This is a genomic window from Pararhizobium sp. A13 (assembly GCF_040126305.1).
Taxonomy (GTDB): domain Bacteria; phylum Pseudomonadota; class Alphaproteobacteria; order Rhizobiales; family Rhizobiaceae; genus Pararhizobium.
This window is the reverse complement of sequence record NZ_CP149510.1, coordinates 187,687-206,374: the sequence shown is the minus strand read 5'-3', so window position 1 is coordinate 206,374 and position 18,688 is coordinate 187,687. Positions and strand designations below refer to the sequence as shown.

General features: G+C 60.6%; 18 protein-coding genes and 1 pseudogene. 14 read left to right on the top strand and 5 right to left on the bottom strand.

All coding sequences use genetic code 11. From position 1 onward, the window contains the following. Positions 1-62 precede the first annotated feature (62 nt). Genes WI754_RS01025 through WI754_RS01010 form a run of 4 tightly spaced genes read left to right on the top strand, consistent with a single transcriptional unit; the run spans position 63 to position 2,658 of the window. Positions 63-347: an AbrB/MazE/SpoVT family DNA-binding domain-containing protein gene (locus tag WI754_RS01025; RefSeq protein WP_349435727.1), complete on the top strand. Its 285-nt coding sequence runs from the start codon at positions 63-65 to the stop codon at positions 345-347. Then, positions 347-748, top strand: coding sequence for a type II toxin-antitoxin system VapC family toxin (locus WI754_RS01020; protein WP_349435725.1), 402 nt, complete (start codon positions 347-349; stop codon positions 746-748). Before WI754_RS01025 ends, WI754_RS01020 begins: the two co-directional genes overlap by 1 nt. Next, positions 745-1,785 carry a Holliday junction branch migration DNA helicase RuvB gene (gene ruvB, locus WI754_RS01015; protein WP_349435724.1) on the top strand — a complete coding sequence of 347 codons (1,041 nt, stop codon included), beginning with the start codon at positions 745-747 and terminating at the stop codon, positions 1,783-1,785. Before WI754_RS01020 ends, ruvB begins: the two co-directional genes overlap by 4 nt. A gap of 54 nt (positions 1,786-1,839) precedes the next feature. Further along, on the top strand, positions 1,840-2,658 hold the full coding sequence (locus tag WI754_RS01010; protein ID WP_349435722.1) for a metallophosphoesterase: 819 nt from the start codon (positions 1,840-1,842) through the stop codon (positions 2,656-2,658). Positions 2,659-2,742: 84 nt separating this feature from the next. On the opposite strand, the gene WI754_RS01005 is transcribed toward WI754_RS01010, so the two are convergent. Genes WI754_RS01005 through WI754_RS00995 form a run of 3 tightly spaced genes read right to left on the bottom strand, consistent with a single transcriptional unit; the run spans position 2,743 to position 5,742 of the window. Continuing rightward, positions 2,743-3,639 carry an NAD(P)-dependent oxidoreductase gene (locus tag WI754_RS01005; protein WP_349435720.1) on the bottom strand — a complete coding sequence of 299 codons (897 nt, stop codon included), beginning with the start codon at positions 3,637-3,639 and terminating at the stop codon, positions 2,743-2,745. 13 nt (positions 3,640-3,652) lie between these two features. After that, the gene (locus WI754_RS01000) at positions 3,653-4,525 is read right to left on the bottom strand and encodes a glycosyltransferase (protein ID WP_349435718.1); all 873 of its coding nucleotides are present in this window, start codon (positions 4,523-4,525) and stop codon (positions 3,653-3,655) included. Then, positions 4,522-5,742 (bottom strand): NAD-dependent epimerase/dehydratase family protein, encoded by a 1,221-nt coding sequence (locus WI754_RS00995; protein ID WP_349435716.1) that lies wholly within the window; start codon positions 5,740-5,742, stop codon positions 4,522-4,524. The genes WI754_RS01000 and WI754_RS00995 overlap by 4 nt, the downstream gene beginning before the upstream one ends. 122 nt (positions 5,743-5,864) lie before the next feature. On the opposite strand from WI754_RS00995, the gene ybgC reads away from it, so the two are divergent. Beyond that, entirely contained in the window at positions 5,865-6,308 is a 444-nt protein-coding gene (ybgC, locus tag WI754_RS00990) for a tol-pal system-associated acyl-CoA thioesterase (RefSeq protein WP_018327848.1), read from the top strand. On the opposite strand, the pseudogene ligD reads toward ybgC, so the two are convergent. Further along, positions 6,309-7,444: pseudogene (ligD, locus tag WI754_RS00985) on the bottom strand (non-homologous end-joining DNA ligase); the annotation flags it as partial. Positions 7,445-7,477: 33 nt separating this feature from the next. Next, complete coding sequence (locus WI754_RS00980; protein WP_349435714.1) at positions 7,478-7,759, bottom strand: hypothetical protein; 282 nt, start codon at positions 7,757-7,759, stop codon at positions 7,478-7,480. Between the two features lie 316 nt (positions 7,760-8,075). Here WI754_RS00980 and tolQ point away from each other — a divergent pair, with 316 nt between their 5' ends. The 9 genes from tolQ to glmM all read left to right on the top strand — a co-directional run bounded on the left by tolQ (position 8,076) and on the right by glmM (position 18,644). After that, the gene (gene tolQ / locus WI754_RS00975) at positions 8,076-8,798 is read left to right on the top strand and encodes a protein TolQ (RefSeq protein WP_349435713.1); all 723 of its coding nucleotides are present in this window, start codon (positions 8,076-8,078) and stop codon (positions 8,796-8,798) included. Positions 8,799-8,825: 27 nt separating this feature from the next. Continuing rightward, on the top strand, positions 8,826-9,278 hold the full coding sequence (tolR, locus tag WI754_RS00970; protein ID WP_018327843.1) for a protein TolR: 453 nt from the start codon (positions 8,826-8,828) through the stop codon (positions 9,276-9,278). Positions 9,279-9,287: 9 nt separating this feature from the next. Continuing rightward, positions 9,288-10,355, top strand: a complete 1,068-nt coding sequence (locus WI754_RS00965) for a hypothetical protein (protein ID WP_349435711.1) — start codon at positions 9,288-9,290, stop codon at positions 10,353-10,355. 34 nt (positions 10,356-10,389) lie between these two features. Beyond that, on the top strand, positions 10,390-11,700 hold the full coding sequence (tolB, locus tag WI754_RS00960) for a Tol-Pal system beta propeller repeat protein TolB (protein ID WP_349437688.1): 1,311 nt from the start codon (positions 10,390-10,392) through the stop codon (positions 11,698-11,700). Positions 11,701-11,878: 178 nt separating this feature from the next. After that, the gene (gene pal / locus WI754_RS00955) at positions 11,879-12,403 is read left to right on the top strand and encodes a peptidoglycan-associated lipoprotein Pal (protein ID WP_349435710.1); all 525 of its coding nucleotides are present in this window, start codon (positions 11,879-11,881) and stop codon (positions 12,401-12,403) included. A gap of 184 nt (positions 12,404-12,587) precedes the next feature. Beyond that, positions 12,588-13,583 carry a tol-pal system protein YbgF gene (ybgF, locus tag WI754_RS00950; RefSeq protein WP_349435708.1) on the top strand — a complete coding sequence of 332 codons (996 nt, stop codon included), beginning with the start codon at positions 12,588-12,590 and terminating at the stop codon, positions 13,581-13,583. 73 nt (positions 13,584-13,656) lie between these two features. Further along, positions 13,657-14,934, top strand: coding sequence for a tRNA lysidine(34) synthetase TilS (gene tilS / locus WI754_RS00945; RefSeq protein ID WP_349437687.1), 1,278 nt, complete (start codon positions 13,657-13,659; stop codon positions 14,932-14,934). A gap of 99 nt (positions 14,935-15,033) precedes the next feature. Beyond that, positions 15,034-16,977: an ATP-dependent zinc metalloprotease FtsH gene (gene ftsH, locus WI754_RS00940; protein WP_349435707.1), complete on the top strand. Its 1,944-nt coding sequence runs from the start codon at positions 15,034-15,036 to the stop codon at positions 16,975-16,977. A gap of 314 nt (positions 16,978-17,291) precedes the next feature. After that, entirely contained in the window at positions 17,292-18,644 is a 1,353-nt protein-coding gene (gene glmM, locus WI754_RS00935) for a phosphoglucosamine mutase (RefSeq protein ID WP_037120636.1), read from the top strand. The last annotated feature ends 44 nt before the right edge of the window (positions 18,645-18,688 follow it).

The following is an 18,688-nucleotide window of genomic DNA, read 5'->3' as shown; positions in this document are numbered from 1 at the left end:
TGCGATCGAGGGAGATTTGGTAGAATTTCCGCCAAAACGATTTTCGTTGGAAGGATTGCTGTATGTGGTGGGAAGTTACGCTTTCGTCGAAGGGCCAGGTGACCATCCCGAAGGAGATGAGGGAGGCTTTGAATCTCCGGCCCGGAGATCAGTTGATCTATTCCGTCGTTGACGGCGAGGTCGTCCTTACCCCGAAAAATATCGATTTCAATGATCTTGCCGGTTTGCTGGGAAAGCCCCCTAAGGGGCGGGCAACACTGGAGGAAATCGACGCTGCAGTCTTGAAGGGTGGCGGCGAGAATGTAGTCGATACACAAGACGACCATGAAGCGGACGCCGCCGCGTGATGGTGTTCGGGCTCGATACGAATATTGTGATACGGCTTTTCATCGATGACGATCCGGTACAGCGCGCAGCGGCACTCAAGTTCGGAGAAGGTCTTGGACGGGACTATTCGGCTTTTGTCACGCTTATCGGATTGCTGGAGCTTGATTGGGCCTTTCGGTCGCAATACGGGTACAATAGGAAAGATGTTACGTTTGCCATTGACAGGCTGCTTCACACGCGGGGGCTCATCGTCGAGAACCACACGCTTGTCGTAAAGGCTCTTCGGCTTGTCGAAAAAAACAATGCAGATTTTGCAGATGCCGTGATTGCCTGCCGCTCGTTTGAGGAAGGTTGTCACTCCACCAAGACCTTCGATGTGAAGGCCGCACGCAAAGTCCCCGGAATGGAACTCCTCGCATGACCGATGCCGCACGTCTGATCACACCGGAAAAGCGGGGCGAGGACCTCGATACGACGCTGCGGCCGCAGTCGCTCGACGAGTTCACCGGTCAGGCGGAGGCGCGTGCCAATCTCAAGGTGTTCATCGAGGCGGCGAAGAACCGCGGCGAGGCGTTGGATCACGTGCTGTTCGTCGGCCCGCCCGGCCTCGGCAAGACGACGCTGGCGCAGATCATGGCCAAGGAACTCGGCGTCAATTTCCGCTCGACCTCGGGACCGGTGATCGCCAAGGCGGGCGATCTCGCGGCGCTTCTAACCAATCTCGAAGACCGCGATGTGCTGTTCATCGATGAAATCCACCGGCTCAACCCGGCGGTCGAGGAAATCCTCTATCCGGCGATGGAGGACTTTCAGCTCGACCTGATCATCGGCGAAGGACCGGCGGCGCGCTCGGTGAAGATCGACCTGTCCAAGTTTACGCTGGTCGCCGCCACCACGCGGCTCGGCCTTCTGACGACGCCGTTGCGCGATCGTTTCGGCATTCCGGTGCGGTTGAGCTTCTATACGGTCGAAGAACTGGAGCTGATCGTTCGGCGCGGCGCCCGGCTGATGGGGCTTGGCATGACCGACGACGGTGCCCGCGAAATTGCCCGACGCTCGCGCGGAACGCCGCGTATTGCCGGCAGGCTGTTGCGCCGGGTGCGCGATTTCGCCGAGGTGGCAAAGGCCGAAGCCGTTACCAAGCAGATCGCCGACGAGGCGCTGACGCGGCTTCTGGTCGACAATATGGGACTGGATCAATTGGACAAGCGCTATCTGACCATGATCGCGCTCAATTTCGGCGGCGGTCCCGTCGGCATTGAAACGATCGCTGCCGGGCTTTCGGAGCCGCGCGATGCGATCGAGGACATCATCGAGCCCTATATGATCCAGCAGGGTTTTATCCAGCGTACGCCGCGCGGACGTGTTTTGACCGCAAATGCATGGAAACATCTTGGATTGCAGGTGCCGAAGGATCTGGAAACCACCCAGTTCCGCCTGTTCCAAGAGGACGATTGATTGATCACACGGCGCGGCTTTCTAGGGGCATTCGCGAGTTTGTTGCTGAGTGGCATGGCGACCGGCGCTTATGCCGTCGGGATAGAGCCGGCCCGGCAGCCGCGCGTAACGCGGTATCGTCTCGTCCCGAACAATTGGCCGGCCGGATTGAAATTGAGGCTGGTCGTGCTTGCAGACATTCATGCCTGCACACCCTGGATGTCGCCTCGGCGGATCGGCGAGATCTGCGAGCAGGCCAACGGTCTTGGTGGTGACATGATCCTGCTGCTGGGGGACTTTTTGTCCGGCATGCGATTAAGCGCCGGCCATGTCGCGCCGGAGGATTGGGCCCGCGAGCTCGCCCGTCTGTCGGCACCGCTCGGCGTCCACGCGGTGCTGGGCAATCATGACTGGTTGGACGATCCGGGAGCGATGGCTGCCGGAAAGGGACCGACACTTGTTCACGGCGCGCTTTCATCGATCAATGTAGCGGTCTACGACAATCGCGCGGTGTGTTTAGAGAAGGATGGCCGTTCGTTCTGGCTCGCAGGGCTTGCGGATCAGATCGGGCCATGGCCGGGGATGGATGACCTGCCCGCAACGATGGCGCAGATCAGCGGGGAGGCACCCGTTATCCTGATGGCGCATGAGCCGGATGTTTTTCCGACGGTGCCGGATCGCGTATCACTGACCCTTTCGGGGCACACGCATGGCGGACAAATCCGTGTCTTTGGCTATTCTCCCATCGTCCCATCACGCTTCCGCAACCGCTATGCTTATGGCCATATCGTCGAGGATAACCGTAACCTGATCGTTTCCGGCGGACTCGGCACGTCGATCATGCCCTTTCGTCTCGGTTCGCCGCCGGAAATCGTCGTCGTAGACCTCGGCTGAAGGCGAACGCGCCACCACGCCGCCCAGGCCGTTCAATGCCGTGCGCGACTTCGGGGCGAGCGTTTGCCGGCCCGTGCCTTGATCTTATGAAGCGAGCTGTTCAACCGTCCACCGCAGCAAATCTCTGCCGCCAGGCTTCCAGCCCAGTGCCTCGATCTTGCAGGTTCCCATCGGATTATAGGCGGCACTGTCCGCATCCGCTGCTTCCGGCAGCGGATGCGGACAGTGGGTCACCCGCTGAAGGATGGAGAGGATTTCGTGGTTGTCAGTTAGGATATCCGACACGTTGAAGGTCTCGCCATTGATCCGCATGGCGTCGGCCTCAAGCATCAGCCGCACGGCTTTGGCGACATCCTCGCCATGTACTTCCGTCGCGGCACGGTGCCCGACGATCGTTCCTGACAGGTAGTTCTCAAAAAGCGCAGCCCATTTGTGTTTTCGGCCCGGCCCCGAGGGACCGTAGATGCCAGTCGCTCTGAGACTTGTCGTGACGAAGCCGTGGCCGCAAAGCGAAAGAAGGCTGCGTTCGGCCTGCAGCTTTACCTCGCCGTACAGCGTATGGGGCTTGGCAGGCATGTCTTCCGTCAGAAGAGCACCGGCTGCTTGCGGGCCATAGGCGGCACGGCTCGACAGGAAAACACAGCGGCGAACACCGGCATCGCGCGCGGTTTCGAAAAGCCGCACGCTTCCGTCCAGATTGGCGCGGCGGAACCCGTCTGGATCGTCGCCTTCGCCGCCGCGATATTTGCCCGGCAGGTGGTCGAAGGCCGCGTGGACAAAATAGTAGATATGGTCGAAGGCCTCGATCTGGTCTGCTTCGGGATCGAGGATCAGGGGAACGAAGGGAACGTCCTTCGAAAAGAAGCCCGGTTCGGGCGCGGTGCGGCCGCCGACGGTGACCTTGTAGCCGCCTGCCAGCAGGTGCTCGACGATGAAGCGGCCGGCATAGCCGGTGCCGCCGGAAACGAGAACGCGGGTCATAAGCTTCCTGAATTCAGTCCGGGTTTGGCAGGTCCGGATTTGGCAGGTTGGTAATCTCCGGGATGTTTTCGCCGGTGAAGAAAGCATGCCAGAGATCGATCAGAGGTTGCAGCCTTTCTTCTTTCGGGTGGTCCTTTTCCCAAGGTTTTTCGTATTGGTAGTGCAGCACGCCGATCGACGCCCAGTCCCACAGCGCCGGCATGTTGAACCAGACATATTGCAGCATGTTCATCGTGACGGGCAGGCCGTGCCAGTCGGGGAAGAAATTTTGCAGAAAGGTTTGGTCGGTGCGTGGCCAGAAGGCATCGGGTGCATCCAGCCGTGTCAACATGGCTTCGAAGGTTGAAAGCGACGGGGCGGCTACGAAAACGCCCGAGTTCAATCGATGAAAGTCGGCAAGGCTCTCGTAGACGTTGGGTGCTGCGGAAAATTCGGGATAGGCGAAATAGCGGTCGATGTTCTTCAGGACCAGCGCGTCAGCATCGATGAAGATGCAGCGATCGTATTCCGTCAGCTGCCAGAGCCGCAGCTTGCAGAAGTTGTCGAGTGGCGAGTGGAAATCGGGTTTGCGGCCTTTGGTAAAAGGGGCGGTGTGATGGATGCTCTTGCGCGCATGACGTTCGTTGAAGGCGTCCGACAGCGGCAAGAGGTCGGTGGCGACGAGGCGACAGCCGAGATCGGCAATCGGGACGAGCCGATCGGGTTCGACGCCACCGGTGTGAAGGACGACCATATCGGCGCTGGTGTCTGTCAAGCGTATGGAGCGGGCAAGCGCGGTCGCTCCCATGGCGTAGTCGGCGTTCGTCACCAGCGTGACGAACGCACTACGCGATCCGGCGGGACCGGAAGGGGTGATGCCCTCTGAAACCAGAGCGGGTTGCGTCATGAAACCGATTTCAGCCTCCGGCCTTCCGGATCGTGATTGATCTTGGTGGCGATGTCCTTCGTCCAGGCCGAAACGGCCGGCACGCGGCTGCGGTCGACGCGATAAGCGTATTTCTTGCCGACGTCGACGATTTCCGCAAGCAGGCCATTCTGAAGCGTGGTCGGATTGAGGCCGAGCTCACGGAACTTCTCGTTGTGCACGACGAGATCGTTTTCGGCGGCTTCCTTGCGCGGGTTGGGCAGCCAGGCGATCTCGGAGCCGGTCAGGCCGGCGATCATTTCGGCAAGGTCGCGAATTCGGTGTGTTTCGGTCATCTGGTTGAAGATTTCGACACGGGCGCCGCGCTGGGGCGGGTTCATCAAAGCGAGTTCGATGCAGCGCACCGAATCCTGGATATGGATGAAGGCGCGGGTCTGGCCGCCGGTGCCGTGCACCGTCAGCGGATAGCCGATCGCCGCCTGGATGAGGAAACGGTTGAGCACGGTGCCGTAGTCGCCGTCATAGTCGAAACGGTTGATCAGCTGGGTGTGGCGGCGGGTCTGTTCGGTATGCGTGCCCCAGACGATGCCCTGGTGCAGATCGGTGATCCGCACGCCATCGTTTTTGGCGTAGAACTGGAACAGCAGCTGATCGAGGCATTTGGTCATGTGGTAGATCGAGCCGGGATTGGCCGGGTAGAGGATTTCCTGGGCGACGGTGCGGCCGTCCTGCGTCTCGATACCAACCGGCAGATAGCCTTCCGGGATCGCGGCACCTACGGTCGAATAGCCATAGACGCCCATGGTGCCGAGATGAACGAGATGCGCGTCGAGGCCGATCTCGACCAAGGCGTTCAGGAGGTTATGCGTGGCATTGACGTTATTGTTGACCGTGTAGTTCTTGTGCCGGTCGCTCTTCATCGAATAGGGGGCTGCGCGCTGCTCGGCGAAGTGGATGATGGCGTCAGGGCGATTTTCGGCGAGCCAGTTTTTGAGGAGCTCGTAATCGCGAGCGAGATCGATCAGGTGAAAATGGATCCGGCGGCCGGTTTCGGTGTGCCAGATGCGGGTCCGCTCCTGAATGGAATCCATCGGGGTGAGAGATTGGACCCCGAGTTCGGTGTCGATCCACCGCCGCGAGAGATTGTCGAGAATGTGAATGTCATGCCCGGCATCGGACAAATGCAGGGCCGTCGGCCAGCCGACGAAGCCATCACCGCCAAGGACAGCAATCTTCATGCAGGGAATCTCCTCACTGGAAAACTATGTGACGGTGATAGGGATGGAATGTGACAGAACGACAATGCTTGCCAAAAGGCGTTTGTTCCGCCACAGGAAAAAGAAAACTTCCGAGGTTGTGAATGACGTTGATCGCACTTTCCGGCGAACTGACAGATCACGGGCACCGGCTGGTGCAGCGGGTCTACTACGAAGACACCGATTTCTCCGGCGTCGTCTATCATGCCCGTTACCTGCATTTCATGGAGCGGGCCCGCACCGACTATCTGCGGCTTTTGGGTGTCGAGCAGGCGACCTTGGCGATCGAGGGGGACGCGGAAGGTCTCGTCTTCGTCGTCCATCGCATGGAAATCGACTTCAAGGCGCCGGCGCGCATGGACGACATCCTGACGATCACCACGACGACTGAAAAGGCGGGCGGTGCCAAGATGGTGCTGGGCCAGGAAATCCGCCGCGAAGGCACGCTTTTGATCGCCGCCAAGGTGATCATTGCCGTGATCAACGGACAGGGCCGGCCGCGCCGGCTGCCGGAAGCGCTGGGAAAGAAGTTTTTGGGGCAGGGCTGATCAGCTCTCGGCACCCGCCGCTTTCAGCATCGCCTTGGTCAGGCGCTGTTTCCAATCCTTTGCCTCAGCCCACGGGTCGTTTCCCTCTTCGATCCTGCCGAGGATATCCGGAATACGGAAGCTGTTGGCGGCGTCGAGGTCGGTCAGTTCCTCCCAGGTGACAGGCGTCGCGACCGGACCTCTCTTGCGGGCCCGGACCGAATAGGGGGCGACGGCGGTTGCCCCGCGTTCATTGCGCAGCCAGTCGATGAAGATGCGGCCCTTGCGCTTCGCCTTCGACATGGTGGCGATGTAATGGTCCGGGTCCTGATCGGCAATCTTGACGGAAAGCGCCTTGGCAAACGCCTTGGCATCCTCCCACGGCGCGTGGCGGGATAGGGGCACGATGACGTGGATGCCCTTGCCGCCCGAGACCATGGCGAGCGATTTCAGGCCGATATCGTCAAGCGTCTTGCTGAGATAGACGGCCGCCGTCTTCACAGTTTCAAATGTCACGCTCGGATCTGGATCGAGATCGAAAACGAGGCGGTCGGCCGCGTCGAGCTTGTCGACGGTCGAGCCCCAGATGTGAAACTCGATTGTGCCCATCTGCACGGCAGCGATGAGGCCCCTGGCATCATCGACATAGAGATAGTTCGCGACGTCGCCGTCCGATTCCTCGATCGGCACCTGGTGGATCTCGTCCGGAAATCCCTCGCCGGCATGTTTCTGGTAGAAGCATTGATGGTCCGGCCCCTGCGGGCAACGCAGGATCGAGGCGGGGTGCTTGGCGGCAAACGGCAGCATGCGGTCGGCGACGACGCCGTAATAGCGGACGAGGTCGAGCTTGGTGATGTCCGGATCGGAAAAGAGCAGGCGGTCGGCATGGGAAATGCGGATGCCGAGCACATCGCCTTCGCCATCGGTTTTCTTGCGTTTGGGGGTCGTCTTGCTCGCGGAGGCGGTTGCGTCCGAGGGCGCTTCGAGCTTGGCCGCCTTCTTCTGCGCTGATTTCGTCGAGACGGTTTTTTCCGATTTCAGTGTCACGGCGGTTGCCTCCTTGTCCTCACGCAGGCCGCGTGGCGGATATGGCCATCATCGGTAAATTCGGTGAAATCGATCTTGGCGACAAGCTTTGGCGCGAGCCAGTTGGTGTTACACGCGATACCATGTCTCGATCCTTTTTCGCTTCAGGCGGGCTGGTGCGGAATGTTCCTGGTGTTCGTATCGCGGGCGAGAAGCCGTTCAAGGGCTGCCACATCCTCGCTGGTAATGACGGGCACGGGGTCGGAAATCATCGCCTGCAGCACCTCGGGCGATATCGCGTCGTTCTCGATCGCCCATTCCAGCGCCTCGCGGGTTTCCCGCTCGGCCCGGAGCTGCGCGTAGAGTGCAAGGATGAGGCGGTCGCGGTGATCGAAATGCGGCCGTGCGGGACGGTTCGGTGATTTCTTCGGTGTGTTGATGCTCATGGCCGCCTAACGCGGCGAGGGATGGAATGTTCCCGGAGCGGTCTGCCGCCTGCTTTCGCCCGTCGCGATTGCAGTGCAATAAAGTAACACTCCCTTAACCATAATGATGTCTTAATGCCCATATTAGGGTTTTGTGCAGTGCACGTCATCCTTTCACCAAGATTGAACGCAAGAAGGCAGACAGGAAGCTTAAAGATCGGCATGAGGCCGGTTATCGGCAGCTGCCGGGTCAATCTTGCAACAATGACGTTTGAGCTACCTGGCTGTGAGCATGAGACTGCTCTTGCCGGGTGTTTGGATTCGGGGATTTGAGACTATGGAACAGGTTGGATTGGCTGCGGCGACGACGGACGTAACGCTGTGGTCGCTTTTCATGGAAGCGGGTTTCGTCGTCAAGCTGGTGATGCTGGGGCTGATTGGTGCCTCCGTCTGGACCTGGGCGATCGTCGTCGACAAGACGCTGAAATACGGCAAGGTTCGCCGCCAGCTGGATGCCTTCGAACAGGTGTTCTGGTCGGGACAGTCCCTTGAGGAACTGTATCGGACACTGTCCGACCGACAGACTTCCGGCATGGGCGCGATCTTCGTTTCCGCCATGCGCGAGTGGAAGAAATCCTTCGAGCGCGGTGCCCGTTCGCCGATCGGCCTGCAGATGCGTATCGACCGGGCGATGGATGTCACGCTTTCGCGGGAGTCCGAAGTGCTCGAAGCGCGGCTCGGCTCGCTTGCCACCATCGGCTCGGCCGGTCCGTTCGTCGGCCTGTTCGGTACGGTCGTCGGTATCATGACCTCGTTCCAGGCGATCGCCGGTTCGAAGTCGACAAACCTTGCCGTCGTCGCGCCCGGTATCGCCGAGGCGCTGCTTGCCACCGCCATCGGCCTTCTGGCCGCTATCCCCGCGGTTATCGCCTACAACAAGTTCTCCGCCGACGCCGGCAAGATCACCTCTCGCATGGAAGGTTTTGCCGACGAGTTCTCGGCCATCCTGTCGCGCCAGATCGACGAGAAGCTGCAGCAGCCGCGCCAGGCCGCGCAGTAACCGGGCCGAAAAGACGGAGTATTTGCTATGGGTATGGCAGTAGGCGGATCGAAGGGCTCGGGTGGCGGACGCCGCCGTCGCGGCCGCGGCAAGGCCATCATGAGCGAAATCAACGTCACGCCCTTCGTGGACGTGATGCTGGTGCTCTTGATCATCTTCATGGTCGCCGCCCCGATGATGACGGTCGGCGTGCCGATCGACCTGCCGGAAACGCAGGCAAAAGCGCTCAATTCCGAAACGCAGCCTATCACCATCTCCGTCAAGAGCGATGGCCAGGTCTTCCTGCAGGAAACGCCGATCCCGGTCGAGGAGGTCGCGGCCAAGCTCGAGGCGATCGCCACCACAGGCTATAGCGAGCGCATTTTTGTGCGCGGCGACGCCACCTCGCCCTACGGCGTGATCGCCGACGTCATGTCCCGCATCCAGGAGGCCGGCTTCAAGAACATCGGCCTCGTGACCCAGCCGAAGAAGGACCAGTAGAGCGCTGCGATGAAGACCAGTCTCGTCACATCCGCTGTGCTGCACGCCCTGGTGCTGACCTGGGCGCTGGTATCGCTTGGCAGTCCCGAAAAGTTCGAAGTCTCCAATCTGGAGTCGATGCCGGTCGATATCGTCCCGATCGAGGAGCTCACCCAGCTTCAGCAGGGCGACAAGGAAGCGCCGAAGGCGGAAACGCCATCAGCGGTACCCACCAAGAAGCCGACGGAAGTCAAGGACGCCGAGAACATCGGTGAAAACGATGTCGACCTGAAGACGCCGCCCAAGCCGGAATCGAAGCCGATCGAAAAGGAATCGACAGGCGCCATAAAGGCGGAGGAAAAGCCCGTTCCCACCCCTGAGCCTGTCAAGGAAGACAGCCCCGAGGTCACTGAAGAGAAGCCTGCCTCCGAGCCCGCGACCGAAGTCGCTTCGCTGCCTGAACCCAAGCAGGAAGTGAAGCCAGACCCGAAGCCGGAAGAAAAGCCGACCGAGGAGCAGCCCGCTGAAAATCCGGAAGCCGAGGCGCTGCCGGACAAGATCCCGACGCCGGTCATGAAGCCGAAGGTCGAGCAGCAGGCGCAGACGGCCAAGACGCCTGATCGCAAGAACGAAGAAAACAAGAAAGAAAAGAAAAAGGCCGCGACTGCCAAGGAGTCTGATTTCAACGCTGACGAGGTTGCCGCGCTTCTCAATAAACAGGATTCGTCAGGCGGGGGCGCAAAGCGCGCTAAGAATCCGGCAGCCGCCGGTGCCGACAAGACGACGGGCAATACGCTTTCCCAAAGCGAGATGGATGCACTGAGAGGCAAAATCGAAGGTAATTGGTCGATTATCGCAGGTACGTCTGGCGCAGAGGGACTGACGATTCGAGTCTCCATGCAGCTTGACAGAAACGGTGAGCTTATTGGCACGCCCGAAGTGGTGGCTTCCGGCGGAACGGAATCTGCGCGTCGTACATTTGAAGGCAGCGTCCGACGCGCGATCATGAAATCCGCGCCGTTTACCGATTTGCCTGCTGACAAATACGATTCCTGGAGTGATGTCGTCGTCAATTTCGATCCGAGCGCAATGCTCTAACAACAGAACACGAATGAATGGCTGAGAGGCTTCTATAACCATGCTGAAACGAAACCCCTTCCGTTTTCTCGTCGCGATCGCGGCGATGGTCACGCTGCTGACCTCGCCCGCGCATGCGCTAGTGGAAATCAACATCAACAAGGGTAATGTCGAGCCCTTGCCGATCGCCGTCACCGATTTCCTGCAGGGTGAACTGGGACAGAAGATTTCCGACGTGGTCGCTGCCGACCTGAAGCGTTCCGGCCTGTTTGCGCCGATCGACAAGGGCGCCTTCATCGAGAAGATCAGCAATCCGGATGCCGCACCGCGTTTCGAGGACTGGAAGGTCATCAATGCGCAGGCGCTTGTCACCGGCCGCGTGACCCAGGAAGGTGATGGCCGCCTGAAGGCCGAGTTCCGCCTGTGGGATAGTTTTGCCGGCCAGCAGATGACCGGCCAGCAGTTCTTTACCCAGCCGGAAAACTGGCGCCGTGTCGCCCATATCATCGCCGATGCGATCTATGAGCGCATCACCGGTGAAAAGGGCTACTTCGACACCCGCATCGTCTATGTCGCCGAAAGCGGCCCGAAAACGGCCCGCAAGCGGCAGCTGGCGATCATGGACCAGGACGGCTTCAACGCCCGCGCGGTCACCAATTCCAACGATATCGTGCTGACGCCGCGCTTCTCGCCGAACAAGCAGGAAATCACCTACATGTCCTTCGAGGGCAACGAGCCGCGCGTCTACCTGCTGCAGCTCGAGACCGGACAGCGCGAAGTCGTCGGCAATTTTCCCGGCATGACCTTTGCGCCGCGCTTCTCGCCGGATGGCCAGCGGGTCATCATGAGCCTACAGCAGGAAGGCAACGCCAACATCTACACGATGGACTTGCGTTCGCGGACAACGACGCGCCTTACCTCGACGGCCGCGATCGACACCTCGCCCTCCTATTCGCCGGATGGCAGCCAGATCGTCTTCGAAAGCGACCGCGGCGGTCGCCAGCAGCTCTACGTCATGAGCGCCGGCGGGGGTGGTCAGAACCGCATCTCCTTTGGTGACGGCTCCTACTCGACCCCGGTCTGGTCGCCGCGCGGCGACCTGATCGCCTTCACCAAGCAGTCGGGTGGCAAGTTCTCGATCGGCGTGATGAAGCCGGACGGTTCGGGCGAACGCATCCTGACGACGGGCTTCCACAACGAGGGCCCGACCTGGGCGCCGAACGGCCGCGTCCTGATGTTCTTCCGTCAGAATGCCGGTGCCGGCGGCCCACAACTCTACTCGATCGACCTGACCGGCTACAACGAACAGCTGATCTCCACCCAGGGCTTTGCATCCGATCCGGCCTGGTCGCCGCTGCTCGAATAGCGTTGCTGCGATGCGGCAGGAAAGTGGCGAGGCCGCCGCTTTCTCGCCGCAAAGGGCTGATCTAGCAAGCCTTCATGCATATTTTGACACTCTGTTAACCATACCTGTTGAACGTCGATTAACCGCTTCCGGTTACAGTCTGGCAACCCTGAATTTAGACATCCAAGGAGACCGGCCCATGAGCCGCATTCACGCCAAGGCCGAAGGCCGCATGCAAACCATCGCTCGCAATCCGGTCATGGTTGCCCTTTTCATGACGCTCGCCATTGCCGGCTGCGCCTCAAAGAAGAACCTGCCGAACAGCGCTGGCGAACTCGGCCTGAACGCAGCGACGCCGGGCTCGACGCAGGACTTCACGGTCAATGTCGGCGACCGCATCTTCTTCGACACGGACTCCACCTCGATTCGTGCCGATGCGCAGGCAACCCTCGACAAGCAGGCTCAGTGGCTGCAGCGCTACCCGAACTATGCGATCACGATCGAAGGTCACGCCGACGAGCGCGGCACCCGCGAGTACAACCTTGCCCTCGGCGCACGCCGCGCTGCTGCAACCCGCGACTACCTCGCATCGCGCGGTATCCCGGCCGGCAAGATGAAGACGATCTCCTACGGCAAGGAAAAGCCGGTCGCCGTCTGCGACGACATTTCCTGCTGGTCGCAGAACCGCCGCGCCGTCACGGTTCTCGGTGGCGCCGGCATGTAATTGCCGCACATCGGAAAAAGCTTATGGAAAGGGCGGTCTTCAGGCCGTCCTTTCTTTTTTGTCACACTTTCACCGAACTCCGTTGCTTTTTGAGGCCAATTGGAAAACTGTGCGGCAATCACCCGAAGGCCGATTTGCACCGGCTGCGGGCGAGAGTGGAATATATTCAAACGGGACACATGACATGAAACATTTTGTCGTGGCGGGATTGATCGGCCTGACCGCCTTTGCGGGCTTTGGCCAGACAGTTACCGCCATGCCGCTTTCTGCGCTGTTTAACCGCGCAATTCACGGCGAGACCCAGTCGCCGGGCAAGGCGCCGCTGCTGAAGGTCCAGTCGAGCGAGATCGGACGCATAGGGCAGCTCGAGGAACAGATCCGCTCGCTCAACGGGCGTATCGAGGAAATGAGCTTCCAGCTCCTGCAGATGCAGGAACAGATCCGCAAGTTCCAGGAAGACAACGAGTTCCGCTTCCAGGACCTGGAAAGCGGCAAGTCGGGCTCTACCAAGAAGAGCCAGGTGGAAACGCCGCCGACAAACGACACTGCATCCACCGGCGTGCCGGCAACGGATGATCAGGCAGCGGCAACCGATCCCAACGCAGGTTTGGGATCGGACACTACTGCGAGCGGTAACACGGGCGCTCCGCCGACAACCCTCGGCGAGATCGTGTTCGATGAAAACGGCAATCCCGTTGCGGCGAATCGAAACACGACCGGCCTCGAAGCGACGCTTCCGGGTGTCGATCAGGGCATCAACCAGACCCCGGACAGCCAGCAGCAGACGGCAGCGCTGGACAATCCCGGCGATCTCTACCAGTCGGCCTACGGGCATGTCCTGACCGGCGACTACAGTCAGGCCGAAAACGAATTCCGCGACTATCTGGATGTCTTTCCGAATGGCGAAAAAGCGGCCGATGCCAGCTTCTGGATGGGCGAAGCGCAATATTCGCAGGGCAAGTTCAACGACGCGGCCAAGACCTTCCTGAATGCGCACCAGACCTATGGCAAGTCGCCGAAGGCGCCGGAAATGCTCTTGAAGCTCGGCATGTCGCTCGCTGCTCTCGACAACAAAGATACAGCCTGCGCGACGCTGCGCGAGGTCAACAAGCGCTATCCCAAAGCTTCCCAGGCAGTGAAGGCCAAGGTTACCAGCGAACAGAGCCGCCTTGCCTGCTGATGCAGATCGCGCCGCGCCGCACGCCATTGTCGAGGCGGCGAAACAGTTTCTTTCGACTTTCAAGACGCCCGGCATGATCCTCGCCGCCGTTTCCGGCGGTAGCGATTCGAAAGGCCTGCTGCTTGCGCTGCACGAAGCGATCACGCGCGGCGGCTTTTCCGCTTTTTCCCTGTCCGCCTGCACCATCGACCATGGCTTGCGGCCGGAATCTGCCGATGAAGCGCGTGCCGTCGCACATTTTTGCGCGGGCAGGAAAATCCCCCATCTCACGCGCCAGTGGCGGGGCGAAAAGCCGGAAACGGGCCTTCAGGCTGCAGCCCGCGAGGCGCGTTACAAATTGCTGTCTGACGCTGCCGAGGAGATGGGTGCGCAGTGCATCGCGACGGCCCACACGGCCGACGATCAGGCCGAAACCGTCACAATGCGGCAAAGCCGCTCGCAGGCGGATGCGCCCGGCCTGGCGGGGATGGCGGATGGAATGCTTGTCGATCGCCGCGTCTGGGTGTTGCGGCCGTTTCTCAGGCAGCGCCGGGCCGATATCCGCGACTATCTCACGCTCCGGGGCGAAGACTGGTTCGATGATCCGAGCAATGCCAATCTGCGCTTCGAGCGTGTCCGAGTTCGGCAGGCGCTCCAAGATGACGCCCAATCGACCACCGATCAATTCACCGTTGCGGCCGAAGTGCGCCGTCGTTCCAGCGCGCGTGCCGCCAGTCTGCTTGAGCGGCATGCCGTCGTTTTCGAAGGGCTTGCCGCGCAGATCGAACCGGTGCTCGCCGAGAAGGTGTCCGATCCGGACTGCCGCCGGGCAATTCTGTCGCTCACCGCGGTCATGGGCGGCAGGCGGCATCTGCCGGGCCGAGAAACCGCGGCGCGGCTAGTCGCGTTCCTGGCCGAGGGGCGGGATGGCCGGATGACGGCCGGGCGCGTCGTCTTCGACCGCCGCCGTTCGGGCCTCTATCTCTATCGGGAGGCAAGAAATCTGCCCGATCTGGTTATACTGCCTCATCAGAAAGCGATCTGGGACGGCCGCTTCATCGTCACGAATACCGGTGTGGTGCCATTGATGGTTGGTGGCGGTGTCGATGCGGTGAAACTCGCGGCGAGACCGATTGCCGCAGGTCTCCCTGACGCGATCCTCAAACGCGCGGCCAAATCGGCCCCGGCCTTCTCTTCGGTGGGCCGGGCCCCCTTGTCGCCCGCGGCCTTGGTCGAAAGCAGTATCGGCCTTTACGACACCTTTTTGCCGCGTTTCGACCTGATGATGGCGGATAGCATCGCTGCGCTCTTTGGCCGTGACCGGTATCTTGCTCCTCCGGTTCACGATGTTTTGACGGAAAAGACAGGTTGAACCTGAGTTTACCTTGGCAAGCCGGTCGCGCAACCCTATGTTAGACATAAGAATGCAGCCACAAATCATTGCGGGCTGCGACAGGTTCCGGGGAGTTCGATGAACCCTAATTTCAGAAATTTTGCCCTTTGGGCAATCATTGCCCTGCTGCTGATCGCGCTGTTCAGCATGTTTCAGCAGCCGACCGAGCGCACCGGGTCGAAGGATATTCCCTTTTCCCAGTTCCTGAAGGATGTCGATGGCAGCCGCGTCAAGGAAGTGCTGATCACCGGCAACAAGGTGATCGGTTCCTATACCGAAAGCGGCGCGACCTTCCAGACTTATGCGCCTGCGATCGATACGGCTTTGACCGAACGCATGGAAGCCAAGAACGTAACCGTGACGGTTCGCCCCGAAACCGACGGTTCCTCCGGTTTCCTGAGTTATGTCGGCACGCTCCTGCCCATGCTTCTCATCCTCGGCGTCTGGCTGTTCTTCATGCGGCAGATGCAGGGCGGCTCGCGTGGCGCAATGGGTTTCGGCAAGTCCAAGGCGAAGCTGCTCACCGAAGCGCATGGTCGCGTGACGTTTGACGACGTCGCCGGTGTTGACGAAGCCAAGCAGGATCTCGAGGAAATCGTCGAATTCCTGCGCGATCCGCAGAAGTTCCAGCGTCTCGGCGGCCGCATCCCGCGCGGCGTGTTGCTCGTCGGCCCCCCCGGCACGGGTAAGACGCTGCTCGCCCGCTCCGTTGCCGGCGAAGCGAATGTGCCCTTCTTCACCATTTCCGGTTCGGATTTCGTCGAAATGTTCGTCGGCGTCGGCGCATCGCGTGTGCGCGACATGTTCGAGCAGGCAAAGAAGAATGCGCCCTGCATCATCTTCATCGACGAAATCGACGCCGTCGGCCGCCATCGCGGCGCCGGTCTTGGCGGCGGTAACGACGAGCGCGAGCAGACCCTCAACCAGTTGCTGGTCGAGATGGACGGTTTCGAAGCCAATGAAGGCATCATCCTGATCGCCGCGACCAACCGCCCGGACGTTCTCGACCCGGCGCTGCTGCGCCCGGGCCGCTTTGACCGCCAGGTCGTCGTTCCGAACCCCGACATCAACGGTCGCGAACGCATTCTGAAGGTGCACATCCGCAACGTGCCGCTGGCGCCGAATGTCGATCTGAAGGTTCTCGCGCGCGGCACGCCCGGCTTTTCGGGCGCCGATCTGATGAACCTCGTCAACGAGGCCGCCCTGATGGCTGCGCGCCGCAACAAGCGTGTCGTCACGATGCAGGAATTCGAAGACGCCAAGGACAAGATCATGATGGGCGCGGAACGCCGCTCCTCCGCCATGACCGAAGCCGAGAAGAAGCTGACCGCCTATCACGAAGCGGGCCACGCCATTCTGGCGCTTAAGGTTCCGGTTGCCGATCCCCTGCACAAGGCAACGATCATTCCGCGCGGCCGCGCGCTCGGCATGGTCATGCAGCTTCCCGAAGGCGACCGCTATTCGATGAGCTACAAGTGGATGGTGTCGCGCCTGGCGATCATGATGGGCGGCCGCGTTGCCGAGGAAATCACCTTCGGCAAGGAAAACATCACCTCCGGCGCATCGTCCGACATCGAACAGGCAACCAAGCTTGCTCGCGCCATGGTGACGCAGTGGGGCTTCTCCGATGAGCTCGGGCAGGTCGCCTATGGCGAGAACCAGCAGGAGGTTTTCCTCGGCCACTCGGTTTCTCAGACCAAGAACGTCTCTGAGGCGACATCGCAGAAGATCGACACCGAAATCCGCCGCCTGATCGATGAGGCATACCTCGAAGCCAAGCGGATCATCACCGAGATGCATGGCGAATTCGTCGCGATTGCCGAGGGCTTGCTCGAATACGAGACGCTGACGGGCGACGAAATCAAGGCGCTGATCCGTGGCGAAAAGCCGGCGCGTGACCTCGGCGACGACTCGCCACCGCATCGTGGCTCGGCCGTTCCGTCCGCGGGCGTGAAGAAGGATGGTTCCGTCGGCCATAAGGGCGACGAGGCCGAAGGCGGGTTCGAGCCGCAGCCGCAATAGACTTACCCCGAGTACAAATGCGAAATAGGACCGCCGCGCCGAAAGATGCGGCGGTTTTTGTTTGTCCTGAACAATTCAGCGTAACCGGTTCCCCGCTTGGTAACGCGCTGTAATGAATTCTGATGATACACGGGATGTTGTTGCGAAGGTTTTATGGCAATAAAATACCCCATGCGCAGTTTTCCGCGTGATCGCAACGCGAGGCGTTGGCGCCTGCAAATGTGATCCGGAAGGCCGGTGTTGCGGAAAGCGGCTCCCTGGCAGGCCTGTGATTTGACGCGGCAGTGGCGCCTTTGACAAGAATTGGAGTTTTTATGAAGCGCAAATATTTTGGGACGGATGGTATCCGCGGACAGTCGAACCTGTTTCCGATGACGCCGGATCTCGCCATGCGCGTCGGCGTTGCCGTCGGTACGATCTTTCGCAACGGCGCGCACCGGCACCGGGTGGTGATCGGCAAGGATACGCGCCTTTCGGGCTATATGCTGGAAAATGCTTTGGTGGCCGGTTTCACTGCCGCAGGCCTCGATGTCTTCCTTCTGGGGCCTATCCCGACCCCTGGCGTCGCCATGCTGACGCGGTCGCTGCGCGCTGATATCGGCGTGATGATCTCCGCCTCGCATAATCCCTTCGAGGACAACGGCATCAAGCTGTTCGGCCCGGATGGCTACAAGCTGTCCGACGAGATGGAAGGCCAGATCGAGGAACTGCTCGAAAAGGACATGACGGCGCAGCTCGCCAAGTCGCAGGAGATTGGCAGGGCCAAGCGCGTCGAAGGCGACATCTATCGATATATCGAACATGCCAAGCGCACGTTGCCGCGCGACGTGACGCTTCAGGGCCTGAGGGTCGCCATCGACTGCGCCAATGGCGCCGCCTACAAGGTTGCGCCGCTCGCTCTGTGGGAGCTCGGTGCGGATGTCGTGACGATCGGAAACGAGCCGAACGGCATCAATATCAATCTTGACTGCGGATCGACCCATCCGGAGGCACTGCAGAAGAAGGTGCATGAAGTGCGTGCCGATATCGGCATTGCGCTCGATGGCGACGCCGACCGCGTGCTGATCGTCGACGAGCATGGCAAGATTGTCGATGGCGACCAGTTGATGGCGGTCATCGCCGATAGCTGGGCGGCCGAAGGCATGCTGAGTGGCGATGGCATCGTTGCGACCGTCATGTCAAACCTTGGCCTGGAGCGCTATCTCAAGGGACGCAGTCTCAACCTGCATCGGACCAAGGTCGGCGACCGGTACGTCGTCGAGCACATGCGCCAGAACGGCTTCAATGTCGGCGGCGAGCAATCGGGCCACATCGTCCTCTCGGATTTCGGCACCACCGGCGATGGTCTTGTCGCGGCGCTGCAGATTCTCGCCTGTGTCAAGCGTCAGGGAAAATCGGTCAGCGAAGTTTGTCACCGTTTCGACCCGGTACCGCAGGTTCTGAAGAACGTTCGGGTTTCGTCCGGCATGTCGCTCGAAAACGTCACCGTTCGTCAGGCCATCGCCGACGCGGAGGCGGAACTTGCCAAGAATGGCCGGTTGCTGATCCGCCCGTCCGGTACCGAACCGCTGATCCGCGTCATGGCGGAGGGCGACGACCGGGAGCAGGTCGAACGGATCGTCGACGAGCTGATCAGCGTCATCAGCGCCGTTCGCAACGTCGCCTGATACCAATCGATTTTGAGACACCGAGAAAGACCGGGCTATGCCCG

What these genes read in the sequence shown, in the direction of transcription:
- WI754_RS00965 (WP_349435711.1), top strand. Translation starts at nt 9,288, where the DNA reads ATGAAGACCAGTCTCGTCACATCCGCTGTGCTGCACGCCCTGGTGCTG.
- WI754_RS01000 (WP_349435718.1), bottom strand. Translation starts at nt 4,525, where the DNA reads ATGACGCAACCCGCTCTGGTTTCAGAGGGCATCACCCCTTCCGGTCCC.
- WI754_RS01005 (WP_349435720.1), bottom strand. Translation starts at nt 3,639, where the DNA reads ATGACCCGCGTTCTCGTTTCCGGCGGCACCGGCTATGCCGGCCGCTTC.
- ruvB (WP_349435724.1), top strand. Translation starts at nt 745, where the DNA reads ATGACCGATGCCGCACGTCTGATCACACCGGAAAAGCGGGGCGAGGAC.
- tolQ (WP_349435713.1), top strand. Translation starts at nt 8,076, where the DNA reads ATGGAACAGGTTGGATTGGCTGCGGCGACGACGGACGTAACGCTGTGG.
- ybgC (WP_018327848.1), top strand. Translation starts at nt 5,865, where the DNA reads ATGACGTTGATCGCACTTTCCGGCGAACTGACAGATCACGGGCACCGG.
- WI754_RS01010 (WP_349435722.1), top strand. Translation starts at nt 1,840, where the DNA reads ATGGCGACCGGCGCTTATGCCGTCGGGATAGAGCCGGCCCGGCAGCCG.
- tolR (WP_018327843.1), top strand. Translation starts at nt 8,826, where the DNA reads ATGGGTATGGCAGTAGGCGGATCGAAGGGCTCGGGTGGCGGACGCCGC.
- WI754_RS01025 (WP_349435727.1), top strand. Translation starts at nt 63, where the DNA reads ATGTGGTGGGAAGTTACGCTTTCGTCGAAGGGCCAGGTGACCATCCCG.
- WI754_RS00980 (WP_349435714.1), bottom strand. Translation starts at nt 7,759, where the DNA reads ATGAGCATCAACACACCGAAGAAATCACCGAACCGTCCCGCACGGCCG.
- glmM (WP_037120636.1), top strand. Translation starts at nt 17,292, where the DNA reads ATGAAGCGCAAATATTTTGGGACGGATGGTATCCGCGGACAGTCGAAC.
- WI754_RS00995 (WP_349435716.1), bottom strand. Translation starts at nt 5,742, where the DNA reads ATGAAGATTGCTGTCCTTGGCGGTGATGGCTTCGTCGGCTGGCCGACG.
- pal (WP_349435710.1), top strand. Translation starts at nt 11,879, where the DNA reads ATGAGCCGCATTCACGCCAAGGCCGAAGGCCGCATGCAAACCATCGCT.
- ftsH (WP_349435707.1), top strand. Translation starts at nt 15,034, where the DNA reads ATGAACCCTAATTTCAGAAATTTTGCCCTTTGGGCAATCATTGCCCTG.
- ybgF (WP_349435708.1), top strand. Translation starts at nt 12,588, where the DNA reads ATGAAACATTTTGTCGTGGCGGGATTGATCGGCCTGACCGCCTTTGCG.
- tilS (WP_349437687.1), top strand. Translation starts at nt 13,657, where the DNA reads ATGATCCTCGCCGCCGTTTCCGGCGGTAGCGATTCGAAAGGCCTGCTG.
- WI754_RS01020 (WP_349435725.1), top strand. Translation starts at nt 347, where the DNA reads ATGGTGTTCGGGCTCGATACGAATATTGTGATACGGCTTTTCATCGAT.